Origin of the sequence: Ensifer sp. Root558 (assembly GCF_001427045.1) — a bacterium.
Lineage (GTDB): Bacteria > Pseudomonadota > Alphaproteobacteria > Rhizobiales > Rhizobiaceae > Ensifer > Ensifer adhaerens.
Window position 1 is genome coordinate 1,150,737 of record NZ_LMGC01000001.1, and the last position, 18,809, is coordinate 1,169,545.

The window sequence follows — 18,809 nt, forward strand, 5'->3', positions numbered from 1 at the left end:
GTCCCGCTCCGCACAAATCCTCGGATCGGCAGCGATCCGAGAGGCAAAGTCACACAAGCAATCAAATGATACAGCAGCCTTGCGCCCTTCGGCCCGCGAACGCTGTCAGGTCAAATTCGCTGGGCAGCGAGCAATTGCCCGTGGCGCAGCGACAACAGCACATGCCCGCAATCCAGGACTGCGCACACCATTCATTCTGCAAAAACCCACGAATACATCACGCCCCGGCCCGGCGTGATTTCGCGATAACCTGCCATCATTTGATGGGGTTGTCACCTTGAAAAAAATCAATTCCAATAAGGCGATACGGGACAACCAAAGGTGCCCGCGCGCAGCTTCGCGCTGCGTTCAGAATGCCGCCTGACTTGGCCTTAAGACCAGAAATCCGGGATCGTTTCCGCCAGTCTCGGCCCAAGTCGCAGCGGCGCGATCTTCTCGGCGAGCCCGGTGCGATCGGAGATCTCGACCCCGAGACCGCAGATGGTGGCCGGACCCGAGGCCGCCTCGAAGCGCCCCTTCGGCATCTTCGAGATGAAGCGGTTGAGCGGCTCTTCCTTGTCCATGCCGAGCGAGGAATCGTAGTCGCCACACATGCCGGCATCGCTCATATAAGCGGTGCCGCCGTTGAGGATCTGGTGATCGGCAGTCGGCACGTGCGTATGCGTTCCGACGACGAGGCTGGCGCGACCGTCGACGAAATGGCCGAAGCACTGCTTCTCGCTGGTCGCCTCCGCATGGAAGTCGAACACGATCGCATCCGCCTGCTCGCCGAGCGGGCAGGCATCGAGGATGGCCTCGGCCGATTTGAAGGGGTCGTCGAGTTCGGGATGCATGAAGACGCGGCCCATGACGTTGGCGACCAGCACGCGCGCGCCATTGCGGGCAAAGAACAGGTTGGATCCGCGGCCGGGCGTGCCGGCCGGATAGTTGGCCGGGCGCAGGAACTGGTCGTGCCGCTCGCAGAAGACCACCGCTTCCTTCTGATCCCAGACGTGGTTGCCGGTGGTCACCACGTCGGCGCCGGCGTTGATCGTCTCGAGGAAGATGTCTTCGGTGATCCCGAAGCCGCCCGCGGCGTTCTCGCCGTTGACGATGACGAAATCGAGCTTGAGGTCGCCGATCAGTCCCGGAAGCCGCTCCCAGACCGCCGTGCGGCCCGTCTTGCCCACCATATCTCCCAGAAACAGAAGCCTCATGCTCGCTCAAATCCCACCAGGGCAGTTCCGGCGGAAGCGCGTCAGCGGTTGTGGCGGCCGGACCTGCGTAAAACAAAGAGGTAGAGCGTCTACACGATCCTGGGCCGACAGGAAACGCCCAAGATCGATTCCGCGTGGGATCGCGAACCAATCTTCCGCCTCGGCCCGCGCGATTTCAAAGCGCCGGGCCGTCGCTCGGCTTCGTCAATGACCTAGAAATGCCGGAATCCGCTCTCGGTGAGAACGGCATCCAGCGCCACATCGTGCGGTTCGGCCGGCACGGCAGCCACCTCCTGGCAGTCGAACGCGATGCCGATCAGTTTCGGCAGATGCCCCTTGTTGCGCAACCGGTCGATGGCCCGGTCGTAATAACCGGCACCGTAGCCGATCCGGTGACCGGTCGCGTCAAAGGCAGAAAGCGGCACGAGCATGATATCCGGGTCGAGCACCGGAGCATCCGGGCCAGGGCCCGTCGTGCCGAAGCCGGTTGAGATGATGTCGACGCCATCGAGCAGTTCGCGAAAGACGATCGTCTTCTTGTCCATGATCACAGGCAGGCAGAGCCGGGCGCCACGGCTCTTCAGCCGCGCCATCAGCGGCCGGATATCGACCTCGGAGCGGATGGGCCAGAAGCCGGAAACGATGTGGCCCGGATCGAGCGCAATGACGTCGCCGGCATGGTCGGCCATGGTCAGGCTCGCCTCGATCCGTATCTCCGCGGGCATCGCATCGCGCAATGCCAGCCGCTCGTTGCGCAGCGCCGCCTTCAGGTCTTTCGGTGACATCGTGCCCTCTCCTGCCTCATGCCATCGTCGCGGACGAATTCTCCTCCCGAAATGGCACAACCCGTCACTTTCTCGCCGATTCCCGGCTCAATCACCAGCCTATATACCCGATGTCGCCCGTGCACATTCACCCGCATCGCCGCTTTTGCCGCGGTTTGCGACAGCACTGCCAGCGCCTTCCCGGTTCGGCACAGCATTAGCGTTCCGTTCATCATGGACGACGGTTCCGCTTTCGCGCATTGGCGAGCGCATGCAAATAAAGACGCGATTTCAAATAATTAGCAGGAACTAATGCCCGTGTTCGATGTATGGACGCGCTCCTGCAGGCAGCAGTGGAAAAGCCGACGTCCATGAAGGACCAGATGAAAGAACTCGAACCGTTGGAACTGCGTTGCCTGACGCTTGCAGCCCGCGGCCGCACGCGCCAGGACATGATGCGCGAAACCGACATTCCGCTCGACCGGATCGACCGCGCGCTGGAAGACGCCATGCGCAAGCTGCAGGCCGGCAATCTGGCCGAAGCCGTCTTTCGTGCCGCAAGGCTCGATCTCATCTCGTAAGGATTGGCGCGGGGACGGGCTAGAGCATCCAGTGCGACCGATAGACCGCCTGCCCCAAGATCCGCTCCCGCTGCCGAAGGTCGGGGTCGCCTGCCGAGATCCCGACGTCACGCAGCAGCAACGGCTTGTCTGCCGGCACCTCGACGGGCGCCTCGACAAACAGCAAATCGACAGTCCATTGCCTTGCCCTGCGTCGGGCGGTAACGAACGTTTCAGAAAAGGCGAGAACGGCAAGCACGCTCATGGCAAGGACTCGGGCGCAAGATGATCTGACGGGACGATCTTCGTCCTCGCATTGACATCTGACAAACGAATTGCAAGCATGACTGTCATCAGAAAATCTGATGGTTGAAGCCATGCCCCTTCCCCTCGATAGCGATCTGCTCAGAACCTTTCTTGCGGTTGTCGATACCAGCAGCGTCACGCGCGCCGCAGACATCGTCGGGCGCACCCAGTCGGCGGTCAGCATGCAGATCAGGAAGCTCGAGGATGTGCTCGGCGACGCCCTGTTCGAGCGCCATTCGCGCGGTGTGGTGCTGACGCCGCAGGGACTGCGGCTCGTCGATAATGCCAGGCGCATCGTTACCCTGCTCGACGACACGGCCGCCGCGCTCCGCCAACCCGCGCTCGACGGCGCGGTCCGGATCGGATTGCCGGAGGAATACATCAACTCGACCTTGCCGAAGGCGCTTGGCAGTTTCGCCGCCATCCACCCGGGCGTCGAAGTGACCGTGCAGCAGGGCGCGTCGATGACCAATGTCGCAGCGCTGGAAGCGGGCGAGATCGACCTTGCCGTCGTCTTCGAGCCCGGCGGAAAGACGAGAAACGAAGTGCTGATGATGGATCCGACCGTCTGGGTGACGTCGGAGCAGCACCGGACCGACGAGCGCCGCCCGGTACCGATCGCGACCTATACCTATCTCGAAGGCGGTTGGTGCGACGACCTCGCTCAGCGCAACTTGAGGAAATGCCGCATCGACAACCGCGTCGCCTATGTCAGCCGCACCAGCGGCGGCCTGATGGCGGCGGTGGTATCCGGCCTCGCCATCGCGCCGCTTGCCCGCAGCAGCATTCCGGCCGGCTGCCGCGAACTGACCGCCGATGACGGCTACACCGTGATCGATCACTCGAATGTCGTGCTGCGGATTTCAAAGGCCGGAAACGGCAAGGACCGGATCGTCGAGGCCATGGCCGACGCCATCCGCCGGGCCTTTGCCGGGGAGTGAATGAGCAACGGAAAGAGGGAGAAGTGCGATCCACACAACCGATGGATATTTTACGATCCCGGGTGCCTACAAAGTAGGTGGGCGCCATGTGTCCGAACCCACGGGTCCGGACAGGGACAGCTCCCTTAGGATCGAGTATGGCCCCGGGGATTGTGGTTCCTGTCGGGGAGCGCAGACCGCATTCGATATATAAAGTGTCTCGGTGCTTCGCGCCAGTGGCTCGCCGACGAAACCTTGTCAGCTCGACGGCGTCGTGGGGCGGCCGTTCAGCTTGGCGGCGATACCGTGGATCTGCTGGGTCACTTCGCTGAGTGCCGAGGCCAGCGCCTCCTCGTTCTTCAGCTGATCCGAAAGCGCGGCGTCGCGCCCGTTGGTCAGGTTGCCGACCTCGGCTTCGAGGTTCTTCAGCCGGCGATTGACCTCGCTGAGCTCGTCCATGACCATGATGCCGGCCATGACGGTCAGGCGCAGATCGCCGATCTCGCCAAACTGGGTCTTGAGGTGTCCGACATACTGATCGAAATTGGTGGCAAGCTCGATCAGATGATCTTCCTGCCCTTCCTCGCAGGCCATGCGATAGGCCTTGCCATCGATCGAAACTGTCACCTGCGCCATGTCGCTTGTTCCTAGCGGTCGAGCACCGCCCGAATGGTTTCCATCGCCGTCACGAGGCGACGGGAAACCTCACGGTTGACCTCCTCGAGCCGGTTTGCCCGGAACTGCGACTGATCGAGTTCCTGCGCCAGCCGCGACCGGTCGGTGTTGACGCGTCGCACCTCGCCCTCGAACTCGCTGAAGTCCCGCTCCCTGTCAAACCGACCGTCGATCGCATTCTCCAGGGATTGCACTGCGTTTCGCAGTTCGTCGATCGCCGCTTTGACAGTCTTTGCCGGCATGTGTTCCGAATACCTCGCCCATGAGGCCGAATCGCCCGAATCCCGTCCGCCGCTTCGGCTCGATCTTTTTTAAACCTATTACGTAAGTCTCAACAATGCCAAGTACAGCAAACAACAGCGGAAGCTGTGGATGGATTGCGTAGCCGGCTTTCTTCAACGGCAGTGCAGCAGGCTTATTGCATTGCGGAACAAGCACTCGGGCAGGGACCGAAGCAAGCTGCCGTCAAATGGCCGCGGAAGCCCCGTATTTATTGACTCGCACGGCGCACCTGCTATGTGTCAGCCGCTTCTTGCGCGGTCTTTGGAGGATAGAGACCGTTCCCTGACCACCGAACGCAAACGGAACAGTCATGATCTCTCGCGAAAAACACGACCGGATGGCAAATGCGATCCGTTTCCTCTCCATGGATGCCGTCGAGAAGGCAAATTCCGGCCACCCTGGCCTGCCCATGGGTGCAGCCGACATAGCGACAGTCCTCTTCACGCGCTATCTGAGCTTTGACCCCAAGAACCCCTCCTGGCCGAACCGCGACCGCTTCGTGCTGTCGGCCGGCCACGGCTCGATGCTGCTCTACTCGCTGCTCTATTTGACGGGCTACGAAGACATCTCCATCGACGAGATCAAGAACTTCCGCCAGCTCGGCGCCCGCACCGCCGGCCACCCGGAATACGGCCACGCCGCCGGCATCGAGACGACCACCGGTCCGCTCGGCCAGGGCATTGCCAATGCCGTCGGCATGGCGATCGCCGAGCGCAAGCTGCGCGACGAATTCGGCTCCGACCTGATGGAGCACTATACCTACGTGCTCGCCGGTGACGGCTGCCTCATGGAAGGCATCAGCCAGGAAGCGATTTCGCTCGCCGGCCACCTGAAGCTCAACAAGCTGGTCGTCTTCTGGGACGACAACAACATCTCGATCGACGGCCCGATCTCGATCGCCGACTCGACCGACCAGCACGCCCGCTTCCGCGCCTCCAACTGGAACACCATTGCCGTCGACGGCCATGATCCGGACGCGATCGCCGCTGCGATCGACCAGGCGCAGAAGTCCGACAAGCCGACGATGATCGCCTGCAAGACGACGATCGGCTTCGGCGCCCCGAACAAGGCCGGCACCCACAAGGTCCACGGCTCGCCGCTCGGCGCCGAGGAAATCGCCGCCACCCGCAAGGCACTCGGCTGGGAAGCCGAAGCTTTCGTCGTTCCCTCGGACGTGCTCGACGCCTGGCGTCTGGCCGGCCTGCGCTCGACCAAGGCGCGCAAGGAGTGGGAAGACCGTCTTGAAAAGAGCGAGGCCGAGAAGAAGGCCCAGTTCGTTCGCCGCGTCTCCGGCGAGCTCGAGGGCCGTCTGTCCTCCGCCATCGACGACTACAAGAAGAAGCTCGCCGAAACCAAGCCGTCGCCGGCAACCCGCAAGGCTTCCGAAGACGCGCTCGAAGTCATCAACGGCGTTCTGGCCGAAACCATCGGCGGCTCGGCCGACCTGACCGGCTCGAACAACACCAAGACGAGCCAGACCAAGTCGATCACCCCTGACGACTTCTCCGGCCGCTACATCCATTGGGGCGTTCGCGAGCACGGCATGGCCGCTGCCATGAACGGCATGGCGCTGCATGGCGGCGTCATCCCCTATTCCGGCGGCTTCCTGATCTTCTCGGACTATTGCCGTCCGTCGATCCGCCTTGCCGCTCTGATGGGCATCCGCGTCATCCACGTGCTGACACACGATTCCATCGGCCTTGGCGAAGACGGCCCGACGCACCAGCCGGTCGAGCACATGGCAGCGCTGCGCGCCATTCCGAACCTCCTGATGTTCCGCCCGGCCGACGCCACGGAAACGGCCGAGTGCTGGCAGCTGGCGCTCGAAAGCCACAACCGTCCGTCCGGCATCGCGCTGACCCGCCAGAACCTGATGGCCGTTCGCACCGAGTATGAGGAAGAAAACCTCTGCGCCCGCGGCGCCTATGACCTGATCTCGGCCGCCGACGCCAAGGTCACGATCTTCGCCACTGGCTCGGAAGTCGAAATCGCCGTCAAGGCCTGCCAGACGCTGACCGCCAAGGGCATCTCGACCCGCGTCGTCTCCGTTCCCTGCTTCGAGCTTTTCGCCGAGCAGAGCGAAGACTACCAGCAGGCGATCATCGGCAACTCGCCGGTCAAGATCGCCGTCGAAGCCGGCATCCGTCAGGGCTGGGATCACTTCATCGGCAGCGATGGCACCTTCATCGGCATGTCGAGCTTCGGCGCTTCCGGCCCCTACAAGGAGCTTTACAAGCACTTCGGCATCACGCCCGAGGCGGTGGTCGCCGCCGCGGAAACGAAGCTCGCCTGATCAATCTGCGGGGCGCGCCGAAAGGTGCGCCCCGCTTTTTTTCGTACCACGTCAGTCAGACAGGGAGAGACCCATGACAGTGAAAGTCGCCATCAACGGTTTTGGCCGCATCGGCCGCAACGTGCTCCGCGCGATCGTCGAATCCGGCCGCACCGACATCGAAGTCGTTGCGATCAACGACCTTGGCCCCGTTGAGACCAACGCTCACCTGCTGCGCTATGACTCGATCCACGGTCGTTTCCCGGCCGAGGTCAAGGTCGAAGGCGACACGATCACCATCAACGGCGGCAAGCCGATCAAGGTGACCGCGATCAAGGATCCGGCAACGCTGCCGCACAAGGAACTCGGTATCGACATCGCGATGGAGTGCACCGGCATCTTCACCGCCCGCGACAAGGCTGCAGCCCACCTGACTGCCGGCGCCAAGCGCGTCATCGTCTCGGCTCCGGCCGACGGCGCCGACCTGACGGTCGTCTACGGCGTCAACCACGACCAGCTGACCAAGGACCACCTGGTCATCTCCAACGCATCCTGCACGACGAACTGCCTGGTTCCGGTCGTCAAGGTCCTGAACGATACCATCGGCATCAGCCACGGCTTCATGACCACGATCCACTCCTACACCAACGACCAGCCGTCGCTCGACCAGATGCACAAGGATCTGTACCGCGCCCGCGCTGCCGCTCTGTCGATGATCCCGACCTCGACCGGTGCCGCCAAGGCCGTTGGCCTGGTTCTGCCGGAACTGAAGGGCAAGCTCGACGGCACGTCGATCCGCGTCCCGACCCCGAACGTCTCCGTCGTCGACTTCAAGTTCGTCGCCAAGCGCAACACCTCGGTCGAGGAAATCACCAACGCCATCAAGGCCGCCTCCAATGGCGCGCTCAAGGGGGTTCTGGGCTACACGGAAGAGCCGCTCGTTTCGCGCGACTTCAACCATGACAGCCACTCCTCGATCTTCGCGATCGACCAGACCAAGGTCGTCGAAGGCAACTTCGTGCGTATCCTCACCTGGTACGACAACGAGTGGGGCTTCTCGAACCGCATGGCCGACACGGCGGTCGCGTTCGCCAAGCTCATCTAAGACAGATGTTTCGCGCCCTCTCCTCAACGACGGTCCGCTGGCGTCCGCTGGAAGGGGAAGGGCTCGAACACCTGACGCTGACAAAAATCGACACCACCGACGGCGCGGTCATCCGCGCCGTCGGCGTTCTGATCGGAAGCCGCGGCGGCACGCCCTATGGCGCGCGCTACCGGATCGACTGCGACGACAGCTGGCACGTTCGCAAATTGATGGTCGACACCACCGATGGCCGCAGCCTGCATATGCGCTCGGACGTTCCGGGCGAATGGGCGACGGCACGCGGCACGCCCCTCCCCGAATTCGACGGCTGTATCGATATCGACCTCGCGGGAACGCCCTTCACCAACACGCTGCCGATCCGCCGCCTCGGCCTTGTGAGCCAGTCCGGCACCGCCAGACTGAAGATGCTCTACGTGCCGTTCGACACGTTTCAGCCTGTTGTGGACGGCCAGCACTACACCTGCCTCGATGATTTCAGGCTCTATCGCTACGAGGCCGAGGACCGCAGTTTTGCCGCGGAACTGCCCGTAGACGAGGACGGCCTCGTCATCGACTACCCCACCCTTTTCCAAAGACTATCACCGGAGACTATCTGATGACTTTCAAGACCCTCGACGATCTGACCGACATCGCCGGCAAGCGCGTTCTGGTGCGCGTCGATCTCAACGTGCCGGTCAAGGACGGCGTGGTCACCGACGCGACCCGCATCGAGCGCGTCGCGCCGACCATCCGCGAATTGTCCGAGAAGGGCGCCAAGGTCATCCTGCTCGCCCATTTCGGCCGTCCGAAGGGTGAGCCGGTCGCCGACATGTCGCTGAAGACGATCGCTCCGGCCGTCGAAGACGTGCTCGACCAGCGCGTTCATTTCGGCGCCGACTGCATCGGCGACAAGGCCAAGAACGCGATCGCCGAAATGAGCGACGGCGACGTGCTGCTCTTGGAAAACACCCGCTTCCACAAGGGCGAGGAAAAGAACGAGGCCGAATTCGTCAAGGCGCTCGCCGCCAATGGCGACATCTACGTCAACGACGCCTTCTCGGCAGCGCACCGCGCCCATGCTTCGACGGAAGGCCTTGCCCATCACCTGCCGGCCTATGCCGGCCGCACCATGCAGGCCGAACTCGAAGCGCTCGAAAAGGGTCTCGGCCAGCCGAAGCGCCCGGTCGTCGCCATCGTCGGCGGCGCCAAGGTCTCGACCAAGATCGACCTGTTGCAGAACCTCGTGACCAAGGTCGATGCGCTCGTTATCGGCGGCGGCATGGCCAACACCTTCATCGCTGCCAAGGGCATCAATGTCGGCAAGTCGCTGTGCGAGCATGACCTCGCCGACACCGCCAAGGCGATCATCGCCGCTGCCGACAAGGCCGGCTGCGCCATCGTGCTGCCGGAAGACGGCGTGATCGCCCGTGAGTTCAAGGCCGGCGCCGACAACGAAGTCGTCGACATCAACGCCATTCCCGCCGATGCCATGGTTCTCGACGTCGGCCCGAAGTCGATCGCGGCCGTCAATGACTGGATCTCCAAGGCCGAAACGCTGGTCTGGAACGGTCCGCTCGGCGCCTTCGAAATCGCGCCTTTCGACAAGGCCACCGTTGCCGTTGCCAAGCATGCGGCTGCCCGCACCCGTCAGGGCTCGCTGGTCTCGGTTGCCGGCGGTGGTGATACCGTCGCGGCGCTGAACCATGCCGAAGTCGCCGACGATTTCAGCTACGTCTCGACCGCCGGCGGCGCATTCCTGGAGTGGATGGAAGGCAAGCCGCTTCCGGGCGTCGACATCCTGAAGCAGAAGTAAGTCATACAACCGGCGCGTGGGAAGCACTCTCACGCGCCGGCCATCAAGAAAAAACATCATTTATTCAAACGATTAAAAAATTTTAAATCGTTTCAGTCGATTTTCCCGCCATTTTCCTGGACAATTTCACCTGTTACTCGCGCTCCTGTTGGGAGCGTGGCGGTTGCCCCGTGCACCGTCGGCCCTGCAACTGTTTCAGTGTTCGCCTGATCCTGATGATCGGCGCTGTCTAGGGAGAGAAAAAGCATGACGGAAAAACTGGAAGACATCGCCGTCGCCATGGTCGCCAATGGCCGCGGACTGCTTGCCGCTGACGAGTCCACGGCAACGATCAAGAAGCGCTTCGATACGATCGGTCTCGAATCCACCGAAACCTCCAGGCGCGATTACCGCGAGATGCTGCTGCGCGCCGAAAAGGCGATGCGCAAATACATCTCCGGCGTCATCCTCTACGAAGAAACCCTGTTCCAGCATGCGGTCGACGGCACCCAGCTCGTCGACATCATCCGGGCGGCCGGCTCGATCCCCGGCATCAAGGTCGATGCGGGCGCCAAGCCGATGACGAACTTCCCGGCCGAGACAATCACCGAAGGCCTCGACGGCCTTGCCCAGCGGCTGGCGAGATATCACGAGGCCGGCGCACGCTTTGCCAAGTGGCGCGGCGTGATCTCCATCTCCGATACGCTGCCCACCGCCGGTGCGGTTCGCGCCAATGCCCATGCGCTCGCCCGCTACGCCGCCCTATGCCAGGACGCCGGCATCGTCCCGATCGTCGAGCCGGAAGTGCTGATGGACGGCGCGCCGGGCGATCACTCGATCGATCGCTCCGAACAGGTGACCGAGTGGACGCTGCGGACAACCTTCGAAGAATTGGCGGCCATGCGCGTCAAGCTCGAAGGCATGATCCTGAAACCGAGCATGGTGATCGACGGCAAGAAGGCCCGCAATGCCTCCGTCGCCGAAGTGGCCGAGCGCACCATCCGGGTGCTGAAGCGCACGGTGCCTTCGGCGGTACCGGGCATCGCCTTCCTCTCGGGCGGCCAGTCGACCGAGGAAGCGACCGCCCACCTCTCGGCAATGAATGCCAGCCACGACCTGCCCTGGAAGCTCACCTTCTCCTATGGCCGCGCGCTGCAGCAGGAGGCGCTCAATGCTTGGCACGGCAAGGCCGACAACATCGGCGCCGGCCAGCGCGCCTTCTCGCATCGCGCCGAGATGTGCAGCCTTGCCGCCAAGGGTACGTGGAAGAAGGAACTCGAGAAGGCTGCCTAAGCCAGGTCTACCGGATGAGAAGGGGCCGTCCGCCGGCCCCTTTTTTTTTGCCAAAGGGTTGGCGCGCCTGCGAGGTGACGGCTTCGTCGTCGGGGAACTTGTCACCCGGACAAGTTCGCGTCTTTGTGCGGTGTGTCGGCTGCCTTAAGCCTTGGCTTCAGAGCCGACACGATGAGCGCCAACGGCGCCCAACCAGCGAAAGCCAGGACCATGACCTCTGACACCGCGCCGAAATCCGTTGCCTATGTCACCGTCGACGTCTTCACCGACGAGCGCTTCGCCGGCAACCAGTTGGCTGTCATGTCCGACGCTCGCGGCTTGAGCGATCGTCAGATGCAGGCGATCGCGACCGAGTTCGGCTATTCGGAAGCGACCTTCGTGCTGCCGCCCCGCGACCCGGCCAACACCGCCGAGGTCCGGATCTTCACGCCGACGACCGAAATTCCCTTTGCCGGTCATCCCAATGTCGGCACGGCCTTCGTGCTCGGCGGGCAAAAGGAAATCTTCGGCCGCGCGCCCGGTGAAATCCTGCGGTTCGAGGAAAAGGCCGGCCTTGTCGAGGCCACATTGCTGCGGGAAGGCGGTGTAGTGGTGGGCGCCACCATCGTCGTACCGCGCAGCCTGACCGTCGGCCCCGAAATCGACGCCGACACCATCGCCGCCTGCGCGTCGCTCGCGCCTGAAGCCGTCAGCAGACGCGTGCATGCGCCGACCCGGCTTTCCGTCGGGCTGCCCTTCGCCGTCGCCGAAATCAAGGATGTCGCGACGCTGTCGTCCGCCCAACCCAATGTCACCGCCTTCCAGGCGGCCAACGCGCGCTACAAACCCGAGGAAGACAGTTTCAGCCTGTTCCTCTACGCTCGCTCGGCAGAGGCGCCATGGCAGATCCGGGCGCGCATGTTCGCGCCGCTCGACAATGTCAACGAGGACCCGGCAACCGGCAGCGCCTCGGCAGCACTTTCCGCCCATCTCGTCTCGCTCGTCCCGGAGCAGGATATCGATGTCGAGATCATCATCGAGCAGGGTGTGGAGATGGGGCGCCGCAGCCTCATCGGCGCGCATGTCCGAAAGCAGGGTGGTGTCGTTCGCAAGGTCAGCCTTTCCGGCCAGTGCGTCAGCGCCATGCGCGGGCTGATCGACCTCTAGAGCGTCCTTCCTCGCCCTCAGGCGCGGTCGCGCTCCGGCAGAAGCTTCAAGATATCGGCAAACATATCCTGCCATTCGGCGTCGTCCATCTCGAGGAAGCCGAAGCCGCGCAGCAGGAAGACGCCTTCGGTCGCGAGAAACACCATTCGCGCCCTACGCCCCTCCTCCGTCGAGAGGTCGAGACCATCGAGGCGGGTGCGGTACCAGGCGCGATTCTTCGCCATGTGCTCTTCCCGCTGCAGCAGCGCCGCCATCATGCCGGATGTGCGGGCATTGTCGGCCGTGTTCATCCGGGCGGTCACCGATGCATGGGCACGCATCGCCTTGATCGGATCAGGATCGTCGCCACCCTCCGCCGCTACCGCGGTATCGAACTCGTCGAACCAACGCTGCATCATCGCGTCGATCAGTCCGTCCTTGTTGCCGAAGCAATATTGCACGCCGCCCTTGGTGATGCCGGAAGCCTTGGCGACGGCATCGATCGTCAGGCCGGCCGCGCCGACGGAATTCACCACCGCCTCCGCCGCGTCCAGAACCTTGTCCCGATCGATTGTTCGTCGCCGTCCCATCTTGACTTCCTATTTCAAATCCATACGTACGTATTCAAATAACCAACGACCCTGATTTAAACAAGGCCCAGCCCCCATTTCCCAGTGGCGGCCACCGAGGTGTACCATGCTTCCGCAAAATCGCTGGCTCATTCTGGCCACAGTATCGAGCGCGCTCTTTCTGATCGTCGTCGACATGACGGTGCTCTATACCGCCCTGCCCCGCCTGACCCATGATCTCGGCGCCACCGCGTCGGAGAAGCTCTGGATCGTCAACGCCTATGCTCTCGTCGTCGCTGGTCTTCTACCCGGCCTCGGCACGCTCGGCGACCGGCTCGGCCACAAAAAGCCCTTCATCGTCGGCCTTGCCGTCTTCGGCATCGCCTCGCTGATCGCCGCCTATGCACCGACACCGGCGATCCTGATCGGTGGTCGCGTCCTGCTCGCCGTCGGCGCTGCCCTCATGATGCCGGCGACGCTGTCGATCATCCGGCTCACTTTCACCGACGAACGCGAACGCGCGCTGGCGATCGGCGTTTGGGCAGCGATCGCTTCGGGCGGTGCCGCGATCGGCCCGGTGCTCGGCGGTTTCCTGCTCGAATACTTCTGGTGGGGCTCGGTCTTCCTCATCAACGTGCCGGTCGTCGCGATGGCCCTCGTGCTCGGCTTCGTCGTGCTGCCGAACAACGCCGGCAATCCGAAACACCCTTGGGACGCGATCGGTTCACTGCAGATCATGGTCGGCCTCATCGGCGTTGCCTATGCCGTCAAGGAAACGAGCAAGCGCGAGCCGTCGCTGGAAGCGGGTCTCGCTGCGGCCGTGATCGGCGCATTCGCGCTCTTTCTCTTCGTGCGCCGCCAGCGCCGCAGCCCGCATCCGCTGATCGACTTCAGCCTCTTCCGCAATGCTGTGTTTTCCTCCGGCGTTGCCGCAGCGCTCGTGGCATCCGCCTCGATCGTCGGCATCGAACTGGTGCTGAGCCAGCAGCTGCAGCTGGTCGAGGACTTTTCGCCGCTCGAGGCGGGTGTCTTCATTCTGCCGATCCCGCTTGCAGCTTTCGTCGCCGGCCCGCTGACCGGCACCCTGCTGCCGCGCCTGGGCGCCGAAGTGGTGCTGCGCTCGGGCCTCATCCTGGCGGCTCTCGGTCTTGGCGGCTATCTGCTCGTCCATGAAACCGGCGCGCTCGCCCAGATCGTCACCCTCGTCGTCCTCGGCCTCGGCATCGGTGCCTCCATGACGGCCGCCTCCAGCGCCATCATGTTCAACGCCCCGCCGGAACGGGCCGGCATGGCAGCATCGATCGAGGAGGTCTCGTTCGAGCTTGGCGGCGCGATCGGCATTGCCGTGCTCGGCACCGTCATGTCGGTCGTCTACACCGCCTTCCTCGTCCTGCCGGAGGGGGCTGCAATCCCGCCGATGGCGCGCGACAGCCTCGATGAAGCCTTGCTCCTCGCCGAGAAGCTGCCGGCGGATGTGGCGAGCGAACTGGTGAGCCGTGCCCGCCTCGCCTTCGAAGGAGCGTTTACCGCGGTCGTGATGGTGGCAACAGCAATGCTGTTCGTGACCGGGGCGGCCATTTGGTGGCTGACGGCCGGGCGCGTCAGCGCCCCTCAGGGATCCCGCCAGGCGGGCCACCACTAGCGGCAAGCTTCGAGCCGCCGGATGGAAACGACGGTCCGGCGGTCAGCGCAATCCGGCTTCGCATTTCGCGATCGCCTCGACCATCGCCTGGAAGCGAACATGGTGGCGCACCGCGTCGAGGTCGGAATCCTGCTTGAACCAGAGCAACTGGTAGCAGGAGCTCTGCGGCAGCAATGTTTCGAGAAGATCGAGGGCCGCGTCGATATCGCCAAGGATGCAAAAGACGCAGGCCGTGTTGTAGCGGGCGACCACGTCATCGGGATCGATTGCCAGCGCCCGCGCTGCCCATTCGCGCGCACGGTCGGCCTCGCCCATATGGGCAAGCGCCAGCGCGCCGCGGTGGGCCGGGCCCGAGTTTTCCGGGTTGAGCTCCAGCGCCCGCTCTGCCCGGGCGATGCCGATGCGCGCCCACTGCTTGCGTTCAGTATCCCGGCCGAGCGTGCGATAGGCGCTCATCAGGTGGATCGGTGACAGGTAGTCGTCCGGCCGGATATCGGCGGCACGCTTGAAGAACTGAATCGCCATTTCGAACGCGCCCTGCATGAACAGGAAGCGGCCATAGTGGAAATTCGCCTCGTAGAGCCCGGCATCCAGCGCAAGCGCCTGCTCGAAGGCGGCGACGGCTTCGTCGCATTGGCCGTCCTGGTGCAGCACGAGACCGCGAGACGCATGGGCCTCCGCGAGGTCTGGGTCGAGCGCCAGCGCCTTGTCGGTCATGGACAGGATGCCTTGCAGCGGAAATTCATCCTCGTGCCAATCGCGAAGCGCCGACTCGCAGTCGGCAATGCCGGCATAGGCGCGGGCAAAATCCGGATCGAGCTCCACCGCCTTCATGAACATGCGCCGCGCGAGCAGGAGATAGGAGCGCGTCCAGGCGTGGGAAAACTGCCGGCCACGCAGATAGTAGGTATAGGCCTCGACGCTTGTCGTCGGGTCGCTTTCGATCGCCCGCCTCTCCGCTGGCAGCAGCTTGATCTTCAACTGGTCGACGATCGCATGGGTGATTTCGTCCTGGATCGCGAAGATATCAGTCAGGTCCCGGTCGTAGCGGTCGGCCCAGAGATGCGTGCCGGTCAGCGCATCGATCAACTGGCCGGTGATGCGCACCCGCGCGCCCGCCTTGCGCACGCTGCCCTCGAGGATGTAGCGGACGCCCAATTCCTGGGCCACCTGCTTCACCTTCACCGACCGCCCCTTGTAGGTGAACACGGTGTTGCGGGCGACGACGTGCAGCTTCGAGATCTTCGAGAGATCGGTGATGATGTCTTCGGTGATGCCGTCGGAGAAGTATTCCTGCTCCGGATCGTGGCTCATATTGGTGAAAGGAAGCACGCCGACCGAGAGCCCGTAGCCATCGTCGAGCACCACCGGGCACGATCCGTTCGGTGCCGACGCGACCTTCGTCGGGGCGCCGAGCGCCACCGAATAGACGTGAACGCCGGCGGCGATGTTCTTCAGCGTGTGTTCGCCCTTGTCGACGAAGCCGACATCCAGGCGCGACCCTACATGATCGCGCACGGTAGCCGAGACGGCGATGCCCGACGGCTCTGCGAGGCCTTCGAGACGCGCCGCGACATTGACGCCGTCCCCGAAGATGTCGCCATCCTCGACGATGATGTCGCCGAGGTGCACGCCGATCCTGAGCTCGATGCGCTTCAGCGGCGACACGCTTTCGTTGCGCAGCAGCATGCCGCGCTGGATATCGACGGCGCAGGCGACCGCGTGCACGACGCTTGCGAACTCGACCAGGATGCCGTCGCCGGTGAGCTTGACGATGCGTCCCTTGTGACGGGTGATCTTCGGATCGACGAGTTCGCTCTTGTGCCGTTTCATGGCGGCCAGCGTGCCGGTTTCGTCAGCGCCGATCAGGCGACTGTACCCCACGACATCGGCAGCGAGAATGGCAGCAAGCCGGCGTTCCAAGAAACCCTCGAAGTCATCTCCCGAATGAGGTTCGCACTTTAGCGCTTTCTTTCCCATCTGTCCTGCGCCCTTTTCTGGTTGAAACGACAGGTTTCGCAACCAAGGTAGCGGCGAGCCGGAGGGGATGGAGTTCCAAAGGTAACGGGGAGTTGCGGCGGGGCGGCCGGGTCAGGGACGGATCAACACCGTCACCATCATCATCACGATGGCGAAGACCGCGATCTTCCAGAAATCGCGACGGCGGCGCAGCCCCGGAATGCCGATCGGCCAGAGGAGCTGAATGGCCATGATCAGAAGCAGAAAAAGGGCGATCGCCTTCTGCATGTTGCCCTCGTCTACCGGGAGGCTGCCTCAACCGGTGAAGCCTTCGCAACACCGGCACTCTTCGTCGCACGCAGCACCGCCTCCCCCGAGGACTAGCGATACGTTGCGCTTGGCAAAAAGGGCTAGTGTTTCCGCGGGCGATTTGCAATGACCGGCCGCCGCATGTTGCGTCATTCGTCTCCCATCGAAGGACAAAACCTGCGGCACTGCCAGACGCTGCAATCAGAAACCGGCTGGCAATTCACCAGGCACCGCCCTAACTTGCTGACGGCAGAACGAATTTCGGATGAATGATGAGAAAGAACCTGCTCCCGGTCGCCGCCCTCCTGCTCGGCACGCTGTTTCTCTTTCTGGGCAATGGTCTGCAGGGGCTTCTTCTTCCCGTGCGCGGCACCGCTGAAGGTTATCCCACCACCATCCTCGGGCTGATCGGCACATCCTGGGCTGCTGGCTTCGTTCTCGGCTGCTTTTTTGCGCCCACGGTCGTCAAGCGCATCGGCCACGTGCGCGCCTTCAGCGTCTTTGCCTCGCTCATCGCCATCGTCGCGCTAATGACCGGCATCCTGATCGATCCGACCTGGTGGCTGATCCTCAGGGCGCTGACAGGCTTCTCCACTGCCGGCACCTCGATGATCATCGAAAGCTGGCTGAACGAGCGCGCCACCAACGAGAGCCGCGGCGTCATCTTCTCGCTCTATATTGCCATCACGCTCTTCGGCGTCGTCGGCGGCCAGATGATGATCCCCTTCGGCGATACTTCCACCACCATCTTATTCATGATCTGCGGCATCCTCTACTGCGTCGCCATGCTGCCGACGCTTCTGTCCAAGGCTGCCTCGCCGCAACCGCTGAAGAAGGTGAGCCTCGACCTGCGCGGCCTTTACCGCAACTCGCCGGTTTCCTTCCTCGGCATCCTGCTCGTCGGTATTGCCAACGGCGCGTTCGGCACGCTCGGCGCCGTCTTTGGCCGCCAGGCGGGACTTTCCGACAGCACCGTCGCCGCCATGATGAGCGTGGCGATCTTTGCCGGCGCCGTCATGCAGTTGCCGGCCGGGCGGCTGTCCGACCGGATCGACCGGCGCTACGTCCTGGCAGCACTTGCCGGGGTCGGCGCTCTCGCAGGCTTGCTGATCTTCCTGGTCGAGCCGACCCAGGTCTGGATCGTGCTGACGCTGATTGCGATCTACGGTGCGGCGGCCAACGCGCTCTATCCGATCGCCGTGTCGCACGCCAACGACTTCGCGACGGCCGAGGACTTCGTCAAGGTCTCCGGCGGCCTGCTGCTGCTCTACGGCATCGGCACCATCATCGGCCCGACGATCGGCGGCCCGGTCATGACGGCGGCGGGCCCCTACGGCCTGTTCATGATTACGGCCTGCGCCCACATCCTGATCACCGCCTATGCCATCATCCGCAGCCGGATGCGCGCGCCCGTGCCGGTATCCGACCGCGACGCCTTCTCGCCGGTCAACGCCGGCACGCCGACGACGCCGGAAAGCCTGCAGCTTTCGCCGCGCGCGGCCCCGTTTGACGAAACACGCAACGAGCCAGACAAAGGTCCGGAATGGGAGGATCAGTCCGATGAGCCTGTTTGACGACGATCGGCCGCAAAAGAAGGTGGCCCATGAAATTGGCAGCGATCTCGCGCTGCTGTCGGTTGACGAGTTGACGCAACGCATCACCCTTCTGACCGAGGAGATTGCACGGCTGGAGGCGGAGCGGACACGCAAGTCCGCCAGCCGCTCGGCCGCCGAGAACCTGTTTCGCTGATCCGGCGGCGTAAGGTCGCACCGCAGCAAAACGAAGCGCGTTTAACGCGGCATTAAGCATTATCTGCGATTGTCAGGGCATCCGGAGCTTTCCGGTTTCAGACAATTTCACCGACTGGCGAATGGGTCTGATTTTTCTCCCTGTTTTACCTTGAGAGCCGCTTTCCGCGGCTCTTTTTTTGTTTTGGCATAGGTTTATCCAAAGAACTGTGGAGATTAACCCTTTCTTAAGAATGCCCTTGCGCGAAATGCGCTATCGGATCATTCTTCAAGCATAGAGACGGGCAAGGATTTATTTCCCATAACCGTCCAC

The 18,809-nt window shown here is 63.2% G+C and carries 19 protein-coding genes and 1 other RNA gene; 11 read left to right on the top strand and 9 right to left on the bottom strand.

The window, feature by feature from the left end; all coding sequences use genetic code 11:
• Nucleotides 1-371 precede the first annotated feature (371 nt).
• Together ASD63_RS05680 and ASD63_RS05685 are read right to left on the bottom strand one after the other, a co-directional pair.
• Entirely contained in the window at nucleotides 372-1,196 is an 825-nt protein-coding gene (locus ASD63_RS05680; protein ID WP_034806196.1) for a YmdB family metallophosphoesterase, read from the bottom strand.
• 212 nt (nucleotides 1,197-1,408) lie between these two features.
• Complete coding sequence (locus ASD63_RS05685) at nucleotides 1,409-1,981, bottom strand: 5-formyltetrahydrofolate cyclo-ligase (RefSeq protein WP_034806194.1); 573 nt, start codon at nucleotides 1,979-1,981, stop codon at nucleotides 1,409-1,411.
• Between the two features lie 362 nt (nucleotides 1,982-2,343).
• Between ASD63_RS05685 and ASD63_RS05690 the strand changes: the two genes are divergently transcribed.
• Nucleotides 2,344-2,541, top strand: coding sequence for a transcriptional regulator (locus ASD63_RS05690; protein WP_234798710.1), 198 nt, complete (start codon nucleotides 2,344-2,346; stop codon nucleotides 2,539-2,541).
• Between the two features lie 19 nt (nucleotides 2,542-2,560).
• Here ASD63_RS05690 and ASD63_RS05695 read toward each other — a convergent pair whose 3' ends face one another.
• On the bottom strand, nucleotides 2,561-2,785 hold the full coding sequence (locus tag ASD63_RS05695; protein ID WP_034806191.1) for a hypothetical protein: 225 nt from the start codon (nucleotides 2,783-2,785) through the stop codon (nucleotides 2,561-2,563).
• A 100-nt stretch (nucleotides 2,786-2,885) separates the two neighbouring features.
• On the opposite strand from ASD63_RS05695, the gene ASD63_RS05700 reads away from it, so the two are divergent.
• Nucleotides 2,886-3,767, top strand: coding sequence for a LysR family transcriptional regulator (locus tag ASD63_RS05700; RefSeq protein ID WP_234798711.1), 882 nt, complete (start codon nucleotides 2,886-2,888; stop codon nucleotides 3,765-3,767).
• Nucleotides 3,768-3,790: 23 nt separating this feature from the next.
• Here the strand turns inward: ASD63_RS05700 and ssrS are convergent.
• The 3 genes from ssrS to ASD63_RS05715 all read right to left on the bottom strand — a co-directional run bounded on the left by ssrS (nucleotide 3,791) and on the right by ASD63_RS05715 (nucleotide 4,663).
• Nucleotides 3,791-3,948, bottom strand: a non-coding RNA gene (gene ssrS / locus ASD63_RS05705) — 6S RNA.
• 56 nt (nucleotides 3,949-4,004) lie between these two features.
• Nucleotides 4,005-4,382, bottom strand: a complete 378-nt coding sequence (locus ASD63_RS05710) for a cell division protein ZapA (protein WP_034806187.1) — start codon at nucleotides 4,380-4,382, stop codon at nucleotides 4,005-4,007.
• Nucleotides 4,383-4,393: 11 nt separating this feature from the next.
• Nucleotides 4,394-4,663 carry a DUF4164 domain-containing protein gene (locus ASD63_RS05715; RefSeq protein ID WP_034806184.1) on the bottom strand — a complete coding sequence of 90 codons (270 nt, stop codon included), beginning with the start codon at nucleotides 4,661-4,663 and terminating at the stop codon, nucleotides 4,394-4,396.
• Between the two features lie 350 nt (nucleotides 4,664-5,013).
• On the opposite strand from ASD63_RS05715, the gene tkt reads away from it, so the two are divergent.
• The 6 genes from tkt to ASD63_RS05745 all read left to right on the top strand — a co-directional run bounded on the left by tkt (nucleotide 5,014) and on the right by ASD63_RS05745 (nucleotide 12,290).
• Entirely contained in the window at nucleotides 5,014-6,996 is a 1,983-nt protein-coding gene (tkt, locus tag ASD63_RS05720) for a transketolase (RefSeq protein WP_060528858.1), read from the top strand.
• 73 nt (nucleotides 6,997-7,069) lie between these two features.
• On the top strand, nucleotides 7,070-8,080 hold the full coding sequence (gene gap, locus ASD63_RS05725) for a type I glyceraldehyde-3-phosphate dehydrogenase (protein ID WP_034806178.1): 1,011 nt from the start codon (nucleotides 7,070-7,072) through the stop codon (nucleotides 8,078-8,080).
• Between the two features lie 5 nt (nucleotides 8,081-8,085).
• Nucleotides 8,086-8,676, top strand: coding sequence for a putative glycolipid-binding domain-containing protein (locus ASD63_RS05730; protein ID WP_034806171.1), 591 nt, complete (start codon nucleotides 8,086-8,088; stop codon nucleotides 8,674-8,676).
• Nucleotides 8,676-9,872: a phosphoglycerate kinase gene (locus tag ASD63_RS05735; RefSeq protein ID WP_034806155.1), complete on the top strand. Its 1,197-nt coding sequence runs from the start codon at nucleotides 8,676-8,678 to the stop codon at nucleotides 9,870-9,872. Before ASD63_RS05730 ends, ASD63_RS05735 begins: the two co-directional genes overlap by 1 nt.
• 246 nt (nucleotides 9,873-10,118) lie before the next feature.
• Nucleotides 10,119-11,144: a class I fructose-bisphosphate aldolase gene (locus ASD63_RS05740; protein WP_034806152.1), complete on the top strand. Its 1,026-nt coding sequence runs from the start codon at nucleotides 10,119-10,121 to the stop codon at nucleotides 11,142-11,144.
• 210 nt (nucleotides 11,145-11,354) lie between these two features.
• A complete protein-coding gene (locus ASD63_RS05745) occupies nucleotides 11,355-12,290 on the top strand; it encodes a PhzF family phenazine biosynthesis protein (protein ID WP_034806149.1) in 936 nt (311 codons plus the stop codon).
• Between the two features lie 17 nt (nucleotides 12,291-12,307).
• On the opposite strand, the gene ASD63_RS05750 is transcribed toward ASD63_RS05745, so the two are convergent.
• On the bottom strand, nucleotides 12,308-12,859 hold the full coding sequence (locus ASD63_RS05750) for a TetR/AcrR family transcriptional regulator (RefSeq protein WP_034806147.1): 552 nt from the start codon (nucleotides 12,857-12,859) through the stop codon (nucleotides 12,308-12,310).
• A 106-nt stretch (nucleotides 12,860-12,965) separates the two neighbouring features.
• Here ASD63_RS05750 and ASD63_RS05755 point away from each other — a divergent pair, with 106 nt between their 5' ends.
• Entirely contained in the window at nucleotides 12,966-14,480 is a 1,515-nt protein-coding gene (locus tag ASD63_RS05755) for an MFS transporter (protein WP_060528859.1), read from the top strand.
• A gap of 42 nt (nucleotides 14,481-14,522) precedes the next feature.
• Here ASD63_RS05755 and ASD63_RS05760 read toward each other — a convergent pair whose 3' ends face one another.
• The gene (locus ASD63_RS05760; protein WP_060528860.1) at nucleotides 14,523-16,403 is read right to left on the bottom strand and encodes a tetratricopeptide repeat protein; all 1,881 of its coding nucleotides are present in this window, start codon (nucleotides 16,401-16,403) and stop codon (nucleotides 14,523-14,525) included.
• Nucleotides 16,404-16,571: 168 nt separating this feature from the next.
• A complete protein-coding gene (locus ASD63_RS35595) occupies nucleotides 16,572-16,727 on the bottom strand; it encodes a hypothetical protein (protein ID WP_090299729.1) in 156 nt (51 codons plus the stop codon).
• Between the two features lie 293 nt (nucleotides 16,728-17,020).
• On the opposite strand from ASD63_RS35595, the gene ASD63_RS05765 reads away from it, so the two are divergent.
• The gene (locus tag ASD63_RS05765) at nucleotides 17,021-18,322 is read left to right on the top strand and encodes an MFS transporter (RefSeq protein ID WP_034806144.1); all 1,302 of its coding nucleotides are present in this window, start codon (nucleotides 17,021-17,023) and stop codon (nucleotides 18,320-18,322) included.
• Complete coding sequence (locus tag ASD63_RS05770; protein WP_034806142.1) at nucleotides 18,309-18,497, top strand: DUF1192 domain-containing protein; 189 nt, start codon at nucleotides 18,309-18,311, stop codon at nucleotides 18,495-18,497. The genes ASD63_RS05765 and ASD63_RS05770 overlap by 14 nt, the downstream gene beginning before the upstream one ends.
• The last annotated feature ends 312 nt before the right edge of the window (nucleotides 18,498-18,809 follow it).